General features: G+C 41.9%; 23 protein-coding genes. 17 read left to right on the forward strand and 6 right to left on the reverse strand.

What is annotated here, in order from left to right:
- The 17 genes from Q0625_RS05225 to Q0625_RS05305 all read left to right on the forward strand — a co-directional run.
- Positions 1-612: NAD(P)H-binding protein (locus Q0625_RS05225; RefSeq protein ID WP_298824158.1), on the forward strand; the 612-nt coding region annotated here is incomplete at its 5' end.
- A 126-nt stretch (positions 613-738) separates the two neighbouring features.
- Positions 739-1,701, forward strand: a complete 963-nt coding sequence (locus Q0625_RS05230) for a DUF6268 family outer membrane beta-barrel protein (protein WP_298824161.1) — start codon at positions 739-741, stop codon at positions 1,699-1,701.
- Positions 1,702-1,789: 88 nt separating this feature from the next.
- Positions 1,790-2,203: a hypothetical protein gene (locus tag Q0625_RS05235; RefSeq protein WP_298824163.1), complete on the forward strand. Its 414-nt coding sequence runs from the start codon at positions 1,790-1,792 to the stop codon at positions 2,201-2,203.
- A 126-nt stretch (positions 2,204-2,329) separates the two neighbouring features.
- Positions 2,330-3,049 (forward strand): nitroreductase family protein, encoded by a 720-nt coding sequence (locus tag Q0625_RS05240; protein ID WP_298824165.1) that lies wholly within the window; start codon positions 2,330-2,332, stop codon positions 3,047-3,049.
- A 200-nt stretch (positions 3,050-3,249) separates the two neighbouring features.
- Positions 3,250-3,906 carry a head GIN domain-containing protein gene (locus tag Q0625_RS05245; protein WP_298824168.1) on the forward strand — a complete coding sequence of 219 codons (657 nt, stop codon included), beginning with the start codon at positions 3,250-3,252 and terminating at the stop codon, positions 3,904-3,906.
- A gap of 11 nt (positions 3,907-3,917) precedes the next feature.
- Positions 3,918-4,871 carry a DUF535 family protein gene (locus Q0625_RS05250; RefSeq protein ID WP_298824171.1) on the forward strand — a complete coding sequence of 318 codons (954 nt, stop codon included), beginning with the start codon at positions 3,918-3,920 and terminating at the stop codon, positions 4,869-4,871.
- A 111-nt stretch (positions 4,872-4,982) separates the two neighbouring features.
- The gene (locus Q0625_RS05255) at positions 4,983-5,573 is read left to right on the forward strand and encodes a porin family protein (protein WP_298824174.1); all 591 of its coding nucleotides are present in this window, start codon (positions 4,983-4,985) and stop codon (positions 5,571-5,573) included.
- A gap of 276 nt (positions 5,574-5,849) precedes the next feature.
- On the forward strand, positions 5,850-6,437 hold the full coding sequence (locus Q0625_RS05260; protein WP_298824177.1) for an outer membrane beta-barrel protein: 588 nt from the start codon (positions 5,850-5,852) through the stop codon (positions 6,435-6,437).
- Positions 6,438-6,467: 30 nt separating this feature from the next.
- Positions 6,468-7,550: a histidine kinase gene (locus Q0625_RS05265; RefSeq protein ID WP_298824180.1), complete on the forward strand. Its 1,083-nt coding sequence runs from the start codon at positions 6,468-6,470 to the stop codon at positions 7,548-7,550.
- The gene (locus tag Q0625_RS05270; protein WP_298824182.1) at positions 7,547-8,248 is read left to right on the forward strand and encodes a LytTR family DNA-binding domain-containing protein; all 702 of its coding nucleotides are present in this window, start codon (positions 7,547-7,549) and stop codon (positions 8,246-8,248) included. The genes Q0625_RS05265 and Q0625_RS05270 overlap by 4 nt, the downstream gene beginning before the upstream one ends.
- Before the next feature lie 62 nt (positions 8,249-8,310).
- Entirely contained in the window at positions 8,311-9,852 is a 1,542-nt protein-coding gene (locus Q0625_RS05275) for a glycine betaine ABC transporter substrate-binding protein (RefSeq protein WP_298824185.1), read from the forward strand.
- Positions 9,849-10,559: an ABC transporter ATP-binding protein gene (locus tag Q0625_RS05280; protein ID WP_298824188.1), complete on the forward strand. Its 711-nt coding sequence runs from the start codon at positions 9,849-9,851 to the stop codon at positions 10,557-10,559. The genes Q0625_RS05275 and Q0625_RS05280 overlap by 4 nt, the downstream gene beginning before the upstream one ends.
- Positions 10,560-10,610: 51 nt before the next feature.
- Entirely contained in the window at positions 10,611-10,913 is a 303-nt protein-coding gene (locus Q0625_RS05285; protein WP_298824192.1) for a hypothetical protein, read from the forward strand.
- Positions 10,914-10,946: 33 nt separating this feature from the next.
- The gene (locus Q0625_RS05290) at positions 10,947-11,141 is read left to right on the forward strand and encodes a zinc-binding dehydrogenase (protein ID WP_298824239.1); all 195 of its coding nucleotides are present in this window, start codon (positions 10,947-10,949) and stop codon (positions 11,139-11,141) included.
- Positions 11,142-11,221: 80 nt separating this feature from the next.
- Positions 11,222-11,464, forward strand: coding sequence for a hypothetical protein (locus tag Q0625_RS05295; RefSeq protein ID WP_298824194.1), 243 nt, complete (start codon positions 11,222-11,224; stop codon positions 11,462-11,464).
- 167 nt (positions 11,465-11,631) lie between these two features.
- Positions 11,632-11,808, forward strand: coding sequence for a hypothetical protein (locus Q0625_RS05300; protein ID WP_298824196.1), 177 nt, complete (start codon positions 11,632-11,634; stop codon positions 11,806-11,808).
- Positions 11,809-12,093: 285 nt separating this feature from the next.
- Positions 12,094-13,635, forward strand: a complete 1,542-nt coding sequence (locus Q0625_RS05305) for a leucine-rich repeat protein (protein ID WP_298824198.1) — start codon at positions 12,094-12,096, stop codon at positions 13,633-13,635.
- Between the two features lie 49 nt (positions 13,636-13,684).
- On the opposite strand, the gene Q0625_RS05310 is transcribed toward Q0625_RS05305, so the two are convergent.
- From Q0625_RS05310 to Q0625_RS05335, 6 genes are all read right to left on the reverse strand, one after another.
- A complete protein-coding gene (locus Q0625_RS05310) occupies positions 13,685-15,421 on the reverse strand; it encodes a 1-deoxy-D-xylulose-5-phosphate synthase (RefSeq protein ID WP_298824201.1) in 1,737 nt (578 codons plus the stop codon).
- 4 nt (positions 15,422-15,425) lie between these two features.
- Positions 15,426-15,836 (reverse strand): Holliday junction resolvase RuvX, encoded by a 411-nt coding sequence (gene ruvX / locus Q0625_RS05315; protein WP_298824203.1) that lies wholly within the window; start codon positions 15,834-15,836, stop codon positions 15,426-15,428.
- An 83-nt stretch (positions 15,837-15,919) separates the two neighbouring features.
- Positions 15,920-16,783: a hypothetical protein gene (locus tag Q0625_RS05320; protein ID WP_298824205.1), complete on the reverse strand. Its 864-nt coding sequence runs from the start codon at positions 16,781-16,783 to the stop codon at positions 15,920-15,922.
- A 3-nt stretch (positions 16,784-16,786) separates the two neighbouring features.
- Positions 16,787-17,482, reverse strand: a complete 696-nt coding sequence (locus tag Q0625_RS05325; RefSeq protein WP_298824208.1) for a 4'-phosphopantetheinyl transferase family protein — start codon at positions 17,480-17,482, stop codon at positions 16,787-16,789.
- Positions 17,483-18,592, reverse strand: coding sequence for a 2-amino-4-hydroxy-6-hydroxymethyldihydropteridine diphosphokinase (gene folK, locus Q0625_RS05330; RefSeq protein ID WP_298824210.1), 1,110 nt, complete (start codon positions 18,590-18,592; stop codon positions 17,483-17,485).
- 49 nt (positions 18,593-18,641) lie between these two features.
- A complete protein-coding gene (locus Q0625_RS05335; protein ID WP_298824212.1) occupies positions 18,642-19,223 on the reverse strand; it encodes an ACP phosphodiesterase in 582 nt (193 codons plus the stop codon).
- Positions 19,224-19,230: the final 7 nt, after the last annotated feature.

Raw genomic sequence — 19,230 nt, forward strand, 5'->3', positions numbered from 1 at the left:
ACAGGCGCTACCGGAAAAGATTTAGTAACACAACTTTTAGCCGACGATACTTACAGTGAGGTACATTGCTTCGTTCGCAAACCCTTAGCCCTCTCCCACCCCAAGCTACACGCTCACGTGGTCAATTTCGATACCCCTGAAGCGTGGGCTGATTTGTTGCACGGCGATGTAGCTTTCTCTTGTTTGGGTACTACCTTAGCCGTGGCAGGCAGTAAAGATGCTCAATGGCGGGTGGATTATGACTATCAGTACGCTTTTGCTGAGCATTGCAAGAATAACGGAGTACCTACCTTCGTATTAGTATCGGCAGCTGGAGCTAAGGCGCAATCTAAAGTGTTCTACAACCGTATGAAAGGACAGTTGGAAGACGCTGTAAAAGCACTTGATTTCCCAAGCCTGCTTATCTTCCAACCTTCCGTACTTATTCGTTCTAATAACGATAGAGGCGCTGAAAACTTCTCAGTAAAAGCTATTCATTTCCTCAACAAAATAGGGCTCTTCAAACGTTACCGCCCTATGCCTACGACTGTCCTTGCTCAGAAAATGCGCAAAGAAGTAGCTACTGCTCGCAAGGGCATACATACTTTTACTCTTGATGAGATATTTCTTTAATTAACATAGCTGCAAATTGGCTTATTTTATCGGATAAATTCCGTTTTTGGTATAGAAAAGTTTGACTTTTTAACTAGGTGATTTGTTTTTGGCTACTTTTGCCCTATGATACAAAAACAATCTCTAGTGAAAAAAACTTTTTTCTTTATAATCCTACTTTTAGGAGTAGGGGCTTTTGCACAAATTAGCATAAATACGGAATATGTTGGTAACTCTAAGTTCTACGATGCCGCATCCGACAGCAATGTAGGTGATGGATCGGCTATGATTTATTCTCTGGGGGCTTTAGTACCCTTCTCTATGCAAGCCCCTAAAGAAGAGGATCCCTATCAGCGACCTACTGTATGGGGTGTATCACTTAATGGCTCTTTTCTAAAAGCAGATAACCATAATCTTCCTGCAAGAAAAAATTTCCCTTCCCAAATGATGAACCTCAATGCGAGTGTGATTCATTTACGTCCTCTGAAAACACATTGGTCTATGCTTATGGCACTGGGGGCGGGAAGTTACACTACTGAGAACCGCCTTTCCTCTATTCATATAGGCGAAAATGTAGATGCCAACGGCGCTTTTATGTTTGTATATCATTGGAAACCCAATGTATGGGAGTGGCATCCTACCTTTGAGATAGGGGCAGGGGCAGCACTGAACAATACTTTTGGTTATCCTATGATATTTCCCGCTCTTTATTTCAAATTCAGAGGTGGTATAGGTGACAAATTTACCATCGATATGGCTTCTTTCAATGGGGTTAAAGTGGCTTTTGGTTATAATTTCAGTGAGTACTTCAACCTAAAACTAGTGGGAAGCATAGGAGGATACTCGGCTTATGTAAGGCGTAATGGACAAAAAGAAATCTTCTCTCAACAGAATTTCATCGCTGGCTTACAACCTGAATTTACTATAGGAAAGCATGTGAGTATTCCCATCATAGTAGGATCTAACCTTCTGCGTACAGGAACTTACAAAGAGCGTAAACTCAGTGCTATATTCTCACAAGAGGTAGATGCGCGAGACGAACTAGGAAACCCTATAATAAGTAGATTTCGCCCTGCTTTTTACCTTTCAGCGGGAGTCACAATTAAGTAATTAACAATTGACAATGCCCCTTTTGCGGATTGTCCCCCTTCGGGGGAACGGGGGCTACTAAAAACTAAACTAATAAATATATAGAAAAATGAAAAAAATAATTTTAACACTATTGATAGCACTTGCTATTGTAGCTTGTAGCAAAGAAGAGATTAAGGAAATGGCAGGCAAAGTAGATGTAACCCTCTACTTAAAAGATGCCAATGGTAACGCTTTAAAAAATTGGACTGTATACGTTTACGACCAATGGGCTTGGGAATACAAAAGTAGTTCAAGACCTACTTTTTACGCTAAATCAATGGCAACTGACGACGAAGGGAAAGCTGTTTTTACCCTCAGTGTAGATAAATTTGATGAGCGTGAAGTATATCATTTTGTAGTTTATTACACTCAAGACAAGAAAAACCTTTCAGGCGATGAGGTGACCAAAAACACCCTAAAAACCACTAAAGCTGTTACCCTCAAATCAAAGAACAACGACCCTATTACATTGCAATTGTAGAGGATAGGGATTTAAGTAATACTTAATCATCAATGATTTTCGAATAAGTAACTCGGAGCCCCTTATAAAACTCCAAGCCCTCTGAGTTTTTCATCATTCTCTAACAAGTAACAACAAATAAACAATATGTTAAAAGATATTTTAGATTTTAGAAGGGCGGTGCGTTATTACGCTCCTACGCCTATTAGTGAAGAGAAGGTGCGGGAGTGCCTTAAATTGGCTACTCTGGCTCCTACCACGTATAATATGCAACTTTATGAAGTTTATCACATCACCGATAAGGAACTACTCAAAAAACTGGGACACGCTTGCCTTGACCAGCAAACGGCTACTACAGCACAGCAAATGGTAGTATTCGTTGCCCGACAAGACAAACACCGTCTGCACGCCAAGAAGGTTCTAGAGTTTGAACGCGGTAATATACAGCGCAATAGTCCGCCAGAGAAACAAGCCAAGCGCATCAAGGAACAAGAGAAGTTTTACAACCAGCTGATGCCTTTTCTCTTTAGCAGGTGTTTTGGTCTTTTAGGTCTTTTGCGCAAGACTTTTGGGGTAGTTAGCAGTTGGTTTCGCCCTATGATGCAACTCGTTTCTGAAAGTGATATGCGGGTGAATGTACACAAGAGTTGCGGATTGGTAGCGCAAACCTTTATGCTGGCAATGGCAGAAGCAGGCTATGACACCTGTCCTATAGAAGGCTTTGATAGCCGACGCGTAAGAAAGATATTACACCTGCCTTATGGAGCAGAAGTGAATATGCTCGTATCTTGCGGACTGCGTGAAGATCAAGGCGTTAGGGGAGAACGCTTTAGACTGCCTTTTGAAGAAATATACAAGAAGAAATAAGGACAATGATTAATGGTTAATGATTAGATTTTGATATAAACTTTGCCAAAGTTTATAATTGCTTGTCGTGCTACGACCTTTGGCAAAGTGTAGTGATACAATGTAAGGCGTTTTGCAAACAGCCACACCAATAAAACTTTTCAGACACCCTCTTCGGGGCTACTAAAAACTAACAACTAAATAAAATTTAACAACTAAAAATGAGAACCATCAAAAATCTATTCCTTCAGTCTTTCTTCCTTCTTTTGAGTTGTTGTAGACCTGTGATAGGAAACAAGAAAATTGTCTTCCAAGAGAGAACCATTCCCATTTATTCGCAAATTAAAGTGCTTGGCAATGCTGATATTGTTCTCACAGAAGGAAATATAGGACAAATTACAGTAGAAACTTCAGAAAATGTATTGCCTTATGTAGCCACTGAAGTCAAAGGAGAGACTTTAGTTGTCAAACTAAAGCATTATGGAGTCAATTACGTACCCAAACTAAAGATATATGTCCCTATAGATGAGAAATTTAATAAAATAACTATTGCAGGCAAAGGAGATGTTACCCTTGGTGAGCATTTTTCCATAGAGCTACAAACATTAGAAGTAACAATCAAGGGACAAGGAAATGTACAGCTACAAGGAAAGACCGAAGTACTGAAAGTGAGCGTCTTGGGCAGTGGTAACTTCCAAGGCAAAGAACTCCTCACTCGCAAAGGAACCCTTTCCATATCAGGAACAGCAAATATAGAGGCTAGTGTCAGTGAAGAAGTACAAGCAAAAATTACTGGCTATGGGCATATTATAATCTTTGGGAATCCCTCAAAAAAAGACACTGATATTAGAGGCAGTGGGAAGATCCAATTTCTATAATATGAGAATCGATGACAATAAGAGAACTATTACATGATGCTCTTACCCTTACGGAACAAGGCTTTGCTAAGGAGCAGCCCAAATACATCAAAAAACAAAAGAACAAAATACTCTTCCATATCTTGTTAAACATTCCATTTGCTAAAAAATGGTTTAGCTTGATACAATCAGAAAAGTATAGATGGGTACTTTTGCATCGTCCACGTTTCTATTTCAAACCTTTTAGGGTATATATGTCTACAAAGTGGGGTAAAGAAGAACGAATGAATGCTTTGCTGAGTTGTTATGATTTCATCAAGGAATGTCCTTTGCTAAAACGTATAGTTGAAACAGAAACTTCTATTAAATTGGCTGAGTTCACGATGAAGTATAATAACGAAAAAGGACAAATATACCTTGGGTACAATGACCGGTATCGCAAGGAGGGAGAGTTTGTTATCTCGTTACATTGTGATAGTTACCAAGAGGTCATCTGTGAAGCGTCTTTTATAATTGATGAAGAAAATGGAGAATGGATATGTCGTATAGGGTGCATACAAGGTAATAAGACCCTAAAAACCGAAAATGCTATCAAGGAACTACAAAAACAAATGTATGCTCTTCGTCCTAAAACCTTGATGATATTTATCATCCAAGAGCTTAGCAGGCAGTTAGGTTGTACCGCTTTGTATGGTGTAGGCAGTAAAATTCAAGCACATAATAAAAAACACTTCATTCATATAGAATGGTTGCATAAACTCAGTTTCTGTTATGATACATTATGGAAAGATGTTGATGGTACTCCTGATAAAGATGGATGGTTCAAGTTACCAATTGAAATGCAATACAAGTCAATGGAAGAAATCAAATCAAGCAAACGCTCTCTTTATCACAGTAGATATGAGATGTTGGATAAAATTGCAACAGAAATTCAAGAAACAATTAACCCATGTTCCAAAAGTCATCTCTCACATACCCAGTTGTAAGCATTCGCTAGCTATCCCCTCCAAGAGGAGAGCGTAAAATGGAAAATTTTGAAAACAATAAGTTATAGAACTTGTAAAATTTAAATATCTTAATTTTTAAACATATAACAAATGAAAAGAATTATTACCTTTGTAGCCTTGATAGTGTTCACGGCTACAGCTACAGCACAAGTGAAATTTGGAGTGCGTGGAGGCTATACTTTGAGCCCCGTGAGTAAAAGTATTCATACCGACCGTTATGAAAAGCAAGCTCATAGTGAATCAGCGAGTAGTTGTGGGTCGGCTTATGCAGGACTTACCGCTGAAGTGTCAGCCTCTGAAAAATGGTTCTTAGATATAGGACTTATCTATATCAATCAAGTAACCATAGGCGAAGGAAGCACGATGTTGCACAATATCAATTTGCCTATTGCAGTGAAATACGATATTTCGGGCTTCCGGCCTAAAGTAGGAATCTACGCCAGCTATATCCCTGGGGTTACTTCTTTTGAAGATGAGCATCGTTCACTTACTAAAAACGACCTTAAAAAATTCGACTGTGGGGCTACTTTTGGTTTGGAATACAACTTCTTTGATAGATTTTTTATAGAAGCCAATTTCAACTTAGGAATAGCCAATCTCCTTACCGAAGACCCTCGCCACAGTAGCGACTATTTGCGCACACGCTCTATCCTTATAGGAGTAGGATACAGATTCAATTAACAATGAATAATTAAATAATTAACAAAGTGTAGCAACAATAAGTACCCCCTTTGCAGATTGTCCCCCTTCGGGGTTGTCGGCAATTGCCGAGTAAGTGAGTCGGGGGCTACTAACAATTAACAATCGGAGATTCCCTGAAAGCCCTGAGCTTCTCAGAGTTTCTCACAACTCAAGAGTCATAATTAAACAATTAACAATGAATAATTAACAATCGGAGATTCCCTGAAAGCCCTGAGCTTCTCGGAGTTTCTCATCACTAATAAACACATATAAAAAATGAAAAAAATTATTACAATTATAGCCTTAATAGCACTCACCGCTACGGCTACAGCACAAGTAAAATTTGGCGTCCATGCGGGTGCTGGAATTGGATTGATGAGCAAAGATGTTCACGACGACCGATATGAAGGACAAAACAAAACGGACAAAGAGCCTTTTAGCACCTCTTCTTATGGTGGTTTCTTTGTTGAAATCCCTGCTTCTGAGAAATTATTGTTAGATCTTGGGGCAATATATACCAATTATTCCACTATAGGAAAGGGAAAAACAATGCTTCACAGAATTGATGTGCCTCTGGCTATCAAATACGATATCAGTGGGTTACGTCCTAAAGTAGGAGGCTATGTGAGTTATATACCTGGGGTTACTCCTTTTGAAAACAAATACCGTTCATTAACCAGAAAGGATATTGAAAAATTTGACTATGGGGCGCTCTTAGGTTTGGAATACAACTTCAACGAAAAATTCTTTATAGAAACCAATTTCTACTTAGGATTAGCCAATCTCCTTACCAAAGATCCTCGCCACAGTAGCGACTATTTGCACACACGCTCTATCTTTGTAGGACTAGGATACAGATTTTAATGGTTAACGACTAACAACGCCCTCTCACTAATGACTACCGAAAATCCATACATATTTTTGAAGAACAATCTCTTCTTGCAGTTCCTTATTGCCGATAGATTTCGTATCTATCGGCATATTGTGGCTTGTAGCTCATTATTGCTATTTTTCATACTGGGCAGACAATGGGGTGATTACGAAGGAATGATAGACTATTGGGATTGGATAGAGAAATGGTTGGGGATTACCGCTACTTTTTACTTGAATATGTACGTGCTTATTCCTCGTTTTTTCTTCAAAGGGAAGCTCGCTACTTATATCATCCTCCTTACGCTATGGGTACTTTTTATGTTGAGCTCTACCTATTATCTCAATTTTGTACTATGGAAAGACTATATGATTGGGAAAGAAATCAAAATAGCATCAGAAACTCCTGTTTCTGTAGCAATTTTTTCTAGTATGGTATATCTAGTACCCTTTATAATGACTTCTACGCTTATCAAAATCTTGCAAGTATGGGTAAAAGATAGCGAGAGGATGCAAGAATTGGAGCGACAAGCCACTGAAAGTGAACTGCAAGCCCTAAAAAGCCAAATACAACCGCACTTTTTGTTCAATATGCTCAACAGCATCAACACGTTGTTGTATATCGACCCCGAAAAAGCCTCTTATACCATTACAAAACTCTCCGATTTCTTGCGACATTTGCTGTATCAAACGCACGAAGAACAGGTGTTTCTCAGTTCGGAACTGCGTTTTTTAAACGATTATCTCTCTTTGGAAGCAATGCGCCGCGATGATTTTACTTATGAAATTACTTACAGCGAAAAAAAACTACAAGGCATACAAATTCCCCCTAATATTCTGCTTATCTTAGCTGAAAATGCCGTAAAACACAGTGTTGACACCCTCTCCCCTACTTATATTTATATGAAATGTGAGGAAAAAGAAGGGCTTCTACACTTTTCAGTACGCAATTCGGTACCTTTAGAGCCTCATCGCAAACACAAATGTAATGGAATAGGTTTACCTAACCTCAACCGGCGGTTGGAATTGCTCTATGGCGAGCGTTTTAGCTTGTCGCAAGAGCGTTTGCCACAAGAATATATAGTAACCTTAACTTTGCCCTTATGAATTGTTTGATTATAGACGACGAACCTTTGGCGCGTATCGGGATGGAGCGCCTCATCAGGCAATACAGCAACTTGAAGGTAGTAGGCACTTTCAAAAATGCGGTAGGCGTTACCGACTTCTTGAAAAAGAACGAAGTGCATTTGCTCTTCTTAGACATCGAGATGCCAGGAATCAACGGTTTGGAACTGGCTAAAATCCTACCCGAGCAAACACTCGTTATCTTCACCACAGCCTACAGTCAGTATGCTTTAGAGAGTTATGAGGTAGATGCCCTTGATTATTTGGTAAAGCCCATCACCCCTGAGCGTTTCAAAAAGGCTGTTGCCAAAGCCGAAAGTTATCACCAGTTGCTCTCTGAGCAAAAAACCGACTTAGAAGCGACCGATGCCCAATATATCAGCATTCGTGCCAACCGGCGCAACTATCGCATTGCACACAGCGATATCCTCTATATAGAAGCACTAAAAGATTATGTGATTATCCATACCTTTACTGAGCGTTACATCACGTGGATTAATCTGAAAAACATACATAGCCAGCTTCCTGAATCGGTATTTGTACGCGTCAATAAGAGTTATGTAGTGAATACACAACACATTACTTCCTACACCCACCAGTTTGTGTATATAGGGGAAATAGAAATTCCTATCGGCAGGGCATACGAGGTGATGAGCAAATTGTCAGTTATCAATTGTTAATCATCAATTGTTTTTGTATCTTTGCGGTCATAGTTTCATTCAGAAATTAACACCCCAACGCATTGACAAATTTTATATCTCTTTTGTATGAGGAAGCTCCCTTCTTCCTACATCTCACGGCCGAGCATCTGCTCATCTCGCTCTCAGCCATAGCCATAGCTACCCTTATAGGAGTGCTCTTGGGTATCTTTATTAGCGAGTACCGCAGGTTTGCCGCTTGGCTACTGGGGGCAGTAAATGTACTCTATACCATTCCCTCTATCGCCCTATTGGGCTTCTTTATCACCATTACAGGGGTAGGTAACCTCACGGCTCTTATCGCCCTGATACTCTACGCCTTGCTACCTATTATCCGCAGTACCTATACAGGCATTACCCACATCAACCCGCTTATTATCGAGGCAGCCGAGGCCATGGGTAGTACCCGCTGGCAACTGCTCTGGAAAATCAAACTCCCCTTAGCCCTCCCCGTATTAATGTCTGGTATTCGCAATATGGTTACTATGACCATTGCGCTGGCAGGTATCGCCTCGTTTGTTGGGGCGGGTGGCTTGGGCGTAGCTATCTATCGCGGTATCACTACCAACAATAGCGTAATGACTTTGGTAGGCAGTGTCCTGATTGCTCTCTTGGCTTTGGGTTTTGATTATCTCTTGGCAAAAGTAGAAAAGCGATTGGTAAATCGTGAAGTTACCCCCAAGCGCAACCCTCTAAAACTCGTAGGTATAGCCATATTGGCATTACTCATCACCTTGTTCTTTGTGCTTTCACCCAAAAAGGCAAAAGATATTCATATAGCTACCAAGCCGATGACCGAAAGCTATATACTGGGGCAAATGCTTGCCTTACTTATCGAGCAAGACACAGGGCTTTCAGTACGTCTCACCAATGGCGTAGGGGGTGGCACCTCCAACATTCACCCTGCAATGTTGCGCGGAGGCTTTGATATGTACCCCGAATACACTGGTACTTCATGGGAGGCTGTACTCAAGCATAAAGACCCTTACCAAGATGATAAGTTCACTATCTTAGAAAATGCCTACAAAAAACAATATGGCTTAGAATGGACAAACTTATACGGCTTCAATAATACCTATAGCTTAGCCGTCAGCAAAGAGATAGCCCAGCAATACCAGCTCAAAACCTTTACCGATTTGGCTAAAGTGAGCCAGCAGCTTATCTTTGGGGCTGAGTATGATTTCTTTGAACGTGAGGACGGCTACAAGCAACTCCAAAAAGTCTATGGTATGCACTTTGGTAAAGTGATAGATATGGACATCGGACTCAAATACCAAGCCATACGCGATAAGAAGATTGATGCTATGGTAGTATTCACTACCGATGGACAGCTTTCTGTAAGCGAGGTAGTAGTACTTCAGGACGACCGCAATCTCTACCCCTCTTATGAGGCAGGCACGGTGGTACGTACCGAGCTACTCACCACTTACCCCACCCTGCGCACTACCCTAAGAAAACTCAATAACCTTATTGATGACACCACTATGGCGCACCTCAACTTTTTGGTTGAAACCGAGAGGAAACAACCCGAAGAAGTAGCCAAAAACTACCTGCTACAAAAAGGACTCTTACACCCACAACCATGATAACATTCACCCATATATACAAAAGCTATAACGGCAAGGAAATCATCTCCGACTTCAACCTCTCCATTGAAAGTGGTACTTTCCTTACGATCATAGGCACTTCAGGCTCTGGCAAAACCACCTTACTAAAAATGATTAACGGATTGGTATTGCCCGACAAGGGTGAAATACATATTGACGGAAAGAATATTTTAGCCGAAGACCTCATTGCCCTACGTCGCAACATAGGTTATGTAATTCAAGGGAATATCCTCTTCCCACACCTTACCGTTGCGGAGAATATTGCCTATGTACTCCACTTAATGAAGTACTCCAAAACCGATATAACGCGCATTGTTACCGAAAAACTACAACAGGTAAACCTCTCCCCTGAACTCGCCAACCGCTTCCCCCACCAGCTTTCGGGCGGAGAGCAGCAGCGGGTAGGTATCGCTCGTGCCTTAGCTGCAAGCCCCTCCATCATCTTGATGGACGAGCCTTTTGGGGCGTTGGATAGCATCACCCGCCAGCAACTCCAGCGAGAACTCAAAGCGCTACATCAGCAAACAGGCGTTACCATAGTGTTCGTTACCCACGACATCACCGAAGCCTTAACTCTTGGCTCCAAAGTATTAGTGCTGGATAAGGGTATTATTCAGCAATGCGATACTCCCGAAATGATTAAGAACCACCCTGCCAATGAGTTTGTTCAGCAATTAGCAACTTGACACATCGGCAAATTATCACATCAGACAACCGTTGTATCGCTAATGGGCGAAATGGGCAGAGCTTTTGACGGTAGTTATGCCGAATACGCCCTCTTACCCAATGCGCAAGTATATCCTATAACCTCCTCTCTTAGTTGGAGCGACCTCGCTGCCGTACCCGAAACCTACTACACCGCTTTTGGTTCTATGCAAAATCTGCAAATCAAACCTACCGATACCGATAACACTTTAGCTACCGAGGAGTGTTTCGATAAAATATTAGAACTGGTAGGTCCTGCCAGCATCAAAGATTCTTTTGCCCATATAAAAGAATATGGTATTATCTGCTCTACCGGACTTTTAGGAGGCAAATAGTACTTAGAAGATTTTGACCCCACCCGCGACCTCCTGCACAACGCCTACCTTACCACTTTCTATTCAGGTGGCGTAAATGCCGAAAAAATAAATGCCTTATTTGCCTATATCGAGCAGTACCACGTACCCGTAGCCCCTGAACAAGTGTTCCGCTTAGAGGAAATTGTCTCTGCTCACCAATATGTAGAAAGCAGCGAGGGCTATGGCAAAGTAGTAGTACTAAATTAGCTAATTATTTACTATTTTTGCACCTGTATTCATCATTTAAACCATGTCTCGTACCACTTTACTACTCTGTAAAAGTAATAATGGTAGAATTTGCAGTGATTATTATTTTCTTTTCTTTGCTTAGAATGCTTTATAGCAGGAAAGCTAGCTTCTTTAGTGCTAGCGAACGACTCTTTTATCCTATCATTATAGGGATACTCCCTTGTCTGTTGATAGCCTTGTTTATAGGAAAACATATAACACTCAAACTTCAAAAACTCTATGAAAACATTTTCTCAGGGATTATTCTCATGTTCCTATTTTTTCTTACTGCTATACCATAACGGCGGTTACTATCTATTTCTTAAAGGAAGGCAGATGGATTGATTCACAAATTTTGTCAGAAATACTCTCCTTATCTTTCTATGGAGGAGGTATCCAAACCCTTGAGGTAAGTAGCTGGCTAGGGATCAAGTGCTGCTTTATCAACCAAATTTCTAAAAAGTAACTTATGAAAACATTCCTATTCTTAATCTTTATACTCAGCTATTCGCAAAGTATATTTAGCCAACCTGAGACAAGTATAGATACCCTATACCGACAAGATTTCAAAGATTTTACGTTACGATTGGTTAGGGATGACACCGATGAGGAAAAAGCAGAATTTCACTTATTTCTTCTATCTTAAGGACAATTCATCTGTAGAAATTCTAAGACATGATATGGAGAAAAGACAATGGTTTGTTGGGGATACAGTGCTTCCCCCTCTATAGATGATCATGAAATTAACTCTAATAACTCGCCTTTATAACACTTCTCTTATATAGATTTTCCTACCTCCTTAGCTACAAATCCTTTTCTTTTTACACTAGAGTTATTGTATTTCAATACATTACAAAAACTAACAAAAATCTAGGATATTTTCTAATTTTTTCTTAACTTTGCACTACAATTATTCTTAATTACTATTAATATGAAAAGATATATAATCCTTCTCAGTACAATGGTAGGTCTTTGGATAGCCTCCAGTTGTCAAAAAGAAACCGTAGTTGAGCGTGTTGAAGTACAAAAAGGTAATATTATCCATTCAGGTATGGGTGTCCCCGATGCCTCTTTGGGAAATATTGGCGACTATTATCTAGACCTTGCCTCCTCCAACCTCTATGGCAGCAAAACCGCTGAAGGTTGGGGGAATCCTATTAGCCTAAAAGGCATACAAGGAGAAAAAGGGATAAAGGGAGATAAAGGAGATAAGGGGGACAGAGGAGAAAAAGGAGAGAGAGGCGACCAAGGCCCTAAGGGTGATAAAGGGGACAAAGGTCTCAAGGGAGAACAGGGAGATAAGGGTGATCAAGGGGAACGAGGAGAACAAGGAATCCCTGGCAGTAAGGGCGACAAAGGAGACAAAGGGGATCGCGGACTCAAAGGAGAGCGAGGTAAACAAGGTTTCAAAGGCGAACGAGGTGCTAAAGGAGCAGATGGAAAAGACGGAGCACCAGGACCTAAAGGAGCAGACGGAAAGAATGGACGAGATGGCGCACCAGGTCCTAAGGGAGCCGATGGAAAGGACGGACTAGATGGCGCACCAGGCCCTAAAGGAGCTGATGGAAAAGACGGGCGAGACGGCGCACCAGGTCCTAAAGGAGCTGATGGAAAGAACGGACGAGATGGTGCACCAGGCCCTAAAGGAGCTGATGGAAAGGATGGACAAAATGGGGCGCCAGGCCCTAAAGGTGCCGATGGAAAGGAGGGAAAGCAAGGCCCTAAGGGTGCCGATGGAAGAGACGGACAAGCTGCACCTGCTGGCACGAAAAAGAACACCCTCTTCTCTGGCTCAGGTATTCCGAATAATAGCTTGGGAGATGAAGGTGATTTCTATATTGATATGCTCAACAAAAGGCTCTATGGTCCAAAAACAAATACAGGTTGGACAGATCGATTTATCGGATTAGGTGCTTCTGCGTCACAGAATTATGATTATGAGGTGGAATATGAGAAAAACGAAGGAGACCAGTTCGAGGGAGATGTACTTAAGAAATGGCTTACCAAACGAACCAAACATATCAATATGAATGAAGACGAAGATCTTAGAGGTGTAAAGAAAATATCCGCAAATGCTTTTAGAGATAGATACCGATTGGAATCCATTATCATAGGGGATAATGTAGAAATTATAGAAGGAGGTACTTTCGAGAACCTAATAAACTTAAAAATGGTGGTACTTAACCATAAGATAAAAACCATACAGTCAAATACCTTTTATTATACAGGACTAGTAAGCATCACTATTCCTGAGAATGTCAAAGAAATAAATAGGGGTGCTTTTGCTGATTGCAAGGACTTAGAAACCGTCATCATGGAATCTAAAATACCTCCTGTTATAGAAAAAAGTAAACCCTTCATTTTTGAAAATGATAGCAAGCTCAAGCACATCTATGTTCCTGCTGGCAGCAGAGGAGAATACAGAAGTACTCCTGGTTGGGATCGATATGAACACCTAATAGAAGAAAGGTAATCTTTTTAGTTTTGAATTCTGAGTTTTGAGTTCTTACCTATCTTACTTTTTATCTTTCTTCCAAAAAACCTATAAGTCCTGTAAAGGCTCGTTGTAAGGCAACAGAACCGTGCTCAATAAAGACATCGGCTATGGCTACGATTTTTATCGGGAGGCTATAGCCTTTTTCTTTGGCAAAAACCACGATACTCTCACCAAAACCTCCTGCTTTGCACCCCTCCTCTACGGTAATCACTGCCTCATACTTTCCTAGGACATGATGCAAAAGCGCCTCATCCAAAGGCTTGATCCATCGCATATCATAATGTGCGAAAGCACCTGCATCGGGATGCTGGTCTATCTCTTGGGCAACCTCATCGGCTATGGTACCTACCGAAAGTACCGCATAGCGCGTACCCTCTCTGAGTTGTACCCCCTTCTTTTCTATTTTCTCAAAAGGCAGCTGCCACTCAGTTAGCTGTCCATAACCACGAGGGTAGCGTATGGCCAGTGCCTTATCTTGCTCAGGAAGTTGGGCAGTATAGAGGATATTACGCAACTCCACCTCATTGCGAGGAGCAAAGATTTCTATATTAGGAATACAGCGCAGGTAGGCTATGTCAAACACCCCCTGATGGGTAGCACCGTCCTCCCCTACCAATCCAGCCCTATCTATACAGAAGATTACCTTGAGCTGCTGCAATGCTACATCATGTATAAGTTGGTCATAGCCCCTTTGCAGAAAAGTAGAATAAATCGCTAAGAAAGGTAGCAAACCCTGTGAGGCGAGACCTGCAGCAAAGGTTACCGCATGTTCTTCAGCTATGCCTACATCAAAAGTGCGAGAGGGAAATTGCTCCTGCATATAGTGGAGTGAGCTACCTGTAACCATGGCAGGAGTGATGCCCACAATAGCCTTGTTCTCGGCAGCCAACTCACAGAGGGTACGACCGAAAACATCTTGAAACTTCGTTTGTTGTTTTTGTTGAGGCAGGAGCATACCCGTAGCAGGGTCAAACTTGCCAGGGGCATGAAAAAGTGTTTGCCGTTCTTCGGCCTTTTGGTAGCCCTTGCCCTTGGTAGTACGGATATGCACCAATTGTACGCCAAAGAAATCTCTTGCCTCACTTAGTACAGGAATTAGCGCTTCAAAGGAATGCCCATCATAACTACCCAGATACTCTATTTGTAGGTCAGCAAAGAAACTCCCCTTATCGGTTCCCTTGGCCAAGCGTTCCAAGTAATAACGGAAAGCACCTGTGGAGGGGTCTATCCCTATTTGGTTATCATTGAGCACCACCAGCATATTGACCTTACTATCCCCCATTTGGTTAAGCGCCTCCAAAGCCATACCATTGACAAAAGAGGCATCCCCAATAACAGCCACATGCTTGCGTTGGAAATTCTCCTGAAGCACTGCCGCGGTAGCCATGCCCAATACTGCCGAAAGAGAAGTACCCGCATGGCCTGTGCCAAAGGGGTCGTATTCACTCTCTTGGCGCTTAGGGAAGCCCGAAAGTCCCCCCCATTGGCGGTTAGTAGCAAAGCGTTCGCGCCTGCCTGTGAGGAGCTTATGGGGATAGGCTTGGTGTCCTACATCAAAGACCAATATATCCTCAGGGGTATTGAACACATAGTGCAGGGCAATGGTTAGTTCTACCACACCCAAACCAGCCCCCAAATGACCTTCCTTGGTAGCTACTTCATTAATGATAAAATGGCGCAACTCCCCCGCCAGCTGCCTAAGCTCAGCAAGAGAGAAATGACGGATATCCGCAGGGGTGTATACTTGTTCGAGTAAAGTCATTTTCTTATGATAAAGAACTCAAATAATCTTGTAGGATAAGGGTCGCACTGATCCTATCCAAGAGCGCTTTGTCCTGTCTCTTTCTCTTTTTAGTACCGCTCTCCACGAGGATATGTGAGGCTATTTTGGAAGTAAAGCGCTCATCATAGCGAGAGACGGGAATCTCAGGGAGTTTCTCTTGGAGTTTGCCAATAAAAGGCGCTATGGCTGCTTCACTCTCAGAGAGTTCGCCAGAGACCTGCTTGGGTAGGCCTACAATAATACGTTCTACCTGTTCCGCTTGGCAGTACTTCTGTAAGAAATCCAGTAGCTCACTCGTTTCCACTGTTGCCAGTGCTGAAGCAATTAACTTAAGTTCATCGGTTACCGCGATACCACAACGCTTGATACCATAGTCTATTGCAAGAATACGCATTTGAGTTTTTAATTTTGAGTTTTGAGTTGTTCTAAGATTTTAAAATCGTATGGTTTTTATAGGTTTTAGCTTATAAAGACTAACTACTTATCCCTATTTTCACTAACAAGCCAATAAAATAGGGCATTACGCTGGCTATCTACCTCCATATAGGTAGCTATCCATTGACCATTATGGTAATGGAGTTCGTCTATATCAGTTATTAAAAAGTCTTCTCCTTCTTCCTGATAAGGTTCAAAACCCTTGAAAGTGATTTCCTCCTCTATAGTCATGGTGCTGAGGTCAAAGATATAATGCCTGTTACAATTTAGATCGGTTATGAGTATCTTTGTCCCTTCAAGTGGTTGTGCTACTACGCCCCAATCTTCAGAAAATTGATATTCTTTCCGTATTTTGAGCTGGGGATAACTCATTATATAGAGTTTAGCCTCATAGAAATCAACAAATATGGCTTCTTTTTCACTCATCATACAACAGAAGTCTATATCATCTGGTAATTTTTTGACCATTGTCAGCTTTTTATCTTCAAAAGACAATAGAGAACTCATAGCTCCATCTTGTCCACCATAGAAGGTGATAATAACCTTATTATTGGGCAATGCTTTTAGTTCTATATTAGCGTCTACGATTTCATCCTTCATAGGCAGAGAAGCTAGAGTATTTCCTTGCAGATCATACACCCATATAGTAATCTTTTGGGCGTTGTGGCGTTCAGCAAGCCAAATCTGCTGGTGTTCTATGAGTAATAGCACATCCCCTATGGGCTTATCTACCTCCCACAGCAGTTCCTTTTCAAAAGTATAGAGCGAGAAACCTGCTGCTTCATTGCTCACACCTATCTGCCGATGTATGTAGTCAATGGCAAAGATGTCTCTTCTCCTTAAGTACTGAAATGCCTCTGGTAACAGAGGATTCTTTGAATGCTTAGTGTAATTGGTAATTGTCAATGGTTAATTTTTAATTGTTAATCCCCTAACTCCTAAAGGGGGGAACGTTTCACTTGCTACACTCTTCCCCCCTTCAGAGGTTAGGGGGATTACCACCGTCCACACATATCCCTCCCAAAAGAAGCTCTGTGTCTCGTAAGACTTATCGCCTTCAGGATGGGTGATAAGAGCTTGTTGGCGAGGGGCGAGGGCTTGGAAATGAGGTATTTGCAAATCCTCATAGAAGCGAACTGAGGGTTGGTTACAGATCTTATAGAGCGCTTCCTTAATCGTCCATAGCTGAGTATAGGCTTGTATCTGAGCAGGCTCGTCCATATCAGGGGGGGCTTGCCAAGGGGTAAAGCGGGGGGCAAGACGAAGGATGCGAGGGGTACAGCGCTCTATATCTATCCCTATGGGGCGCGGGCTTAGGGCTATCATCACAAAGTCATGGCTGTGAGTGATCGAGATATATTGACCTTCAAGCAGTGGTTTGCCCTCTGGGGTATAGTAAAGAGCCGTGGTAGGCAGTTGTGCCTCTCGCAACAGATGGCGAATAGCCAAGAACTCCCGTTGTTTTTTCTCGCTGTGGAGCGTCATCAGTCGCTCTTCCTCCCCCTGGGAGAGGGTGAGGCCAGTCCTAAGCTGCACCACCGTCTCGGTGAGTTGCCATGTATAAACATGGGTATCGGCTATATGGAGTTGCTGGAAAAAAGGCATCTATTTCGTAATTAGGGCGGTGATAAACTGGTAATCGTCTTCATTATTTACAAAATCCATATAGGAGACGTCTATAAAAAGAGTATTCAACGAGGGATTACGCTGCAAAAAAGACAGATAACTCTGCTCAATACGTCCCAAATAGGTTTTAGAGATAGGAGTCTCAAAGCTTCGACCTCTCTTTTGTATATTCTTCAATAACATATCGGTATTTTGGTGGAGGTAAATATACAAATCGGGCTTTATCATTCGCTCAAAAAGCAAGTAGAACAACTCTTCATAGAGGGCATATTCCTTCTTAGGAAGCGTCTCTTGAGCAAATATAAGCGACTTAGAAAAGGCATAGTCCGCCACCAAAAGAGAGGATTCATTTTGGACAAGGGTATATTGGAGTTGCTTGTAGCGGTCTTTGAGAAAGCTCAGTTCAGTGGCCAAGGCATAGCGCTGTGGCTGCTTGTAAAAGTCCTCCAAAAACGGATTGGAGGCAAACTCCTCCAAGAGAAGACGACCCGATAGTTCCCCAGCCAAGCGAGTAGCCAAGGAAGTTTTCCCCGCACCTATATTCCCTTCTATGGTGATATAGCGATAGGCGGTATTTGCTTTATTCACAGGTAGGGCAAAGTCTTGTTTCACCATAGTAAGAGTGGAAGTATCAGGGCAGACTTGTAGGAGCTGGCTTATCGTTTTCCCTTTGATAGGATCTACAAAGTCGGGAGCTATATCAGCTAAGGGTTGTAAGACAAAGCGCCTTTGTGCGAGTTGTGGGTGAGGTATGCAGAGTGTATGGGTTTGTACGACCTTATCATCATAGTAGAGTATATCAATATCCAAAGTACGTGCTTTGTAACCCTCTGAGGGCTGAGAGGTACGCACACGACCCAAGCGGGCTTCTATGGCGTGGAGCTTAGGTAAGAGGGTTTCTAGAGGAAGGTCTGTATGTAGCTCTGCACAGATATTATAAAAAGGTTCCGAACTAAACCCCCAAGCAGGTGATTCATATAGGGGTGATACCCTTACCACCTGCCCTACCTCACGATGAAGAAGGAAGAGCGCATGCTGGAGATATTGGGCGCGGTTACCGAGATTACTACCTAATGAGAGAAACACCATAGTAAGTTTTGAGTTTTGAATTTTGAGTTGCCAAGGATTGTTAGGATTGTTATTTGTCAATTGTTATGACAAACTCTTGTATTTCTTTAAAAAAAGGAAGAAACTCGGCTTCAAAGAGAGTTTCTTCGGTTTGCAGAGAGGTAACCGCATACTGCATCTGGGAGCGGAACTCAGTTCGTCTATCCATTTGATAGAGGATTTGGGCAAGACCTGAATAAGTTTGGTAGGCTTTAAGCCAATTATCTCTCATCATATAGCCTGCTATAGCCTGCATTTGGGGGTTTAGTACCTCCTTTTTCTCCTGCAAAAGCGTATAAAAGCGCTCTATATAGCTATCCAAATCCTCCGAAGAGAAGGTATACCAATGCTTAGTCAAAAGATAATCATAGAAAATATCCGTTATCACTCCTGCATAATGCCCATAATGAGACACCAACCGCCTTTTGCTTTCTCGAAAAAGAGGATGGGCATCGGTGAAAGTATCTATCTGTCTATGTAGGAGAATGCCACGCTGTACTTCTTCTGGATAGTCCAAATACTGCTTACCACGTACGGTATCTCCCATGAAATTTCCCAGTTTTAGCAGGTCATCCCCCTCTCCTGACAAAAAAATATGTGCTAAAAAATTCATTTCAATG

It is taken from the genome of uncultured Capnocytophaga sp. (assembly GCF_938029845.1).
Classification (GTDB): Bacteria; Bacteroidota; Bacteroidia; order Flavobacteriales; family Flavobacteriaceae; genus Capnocytophaga.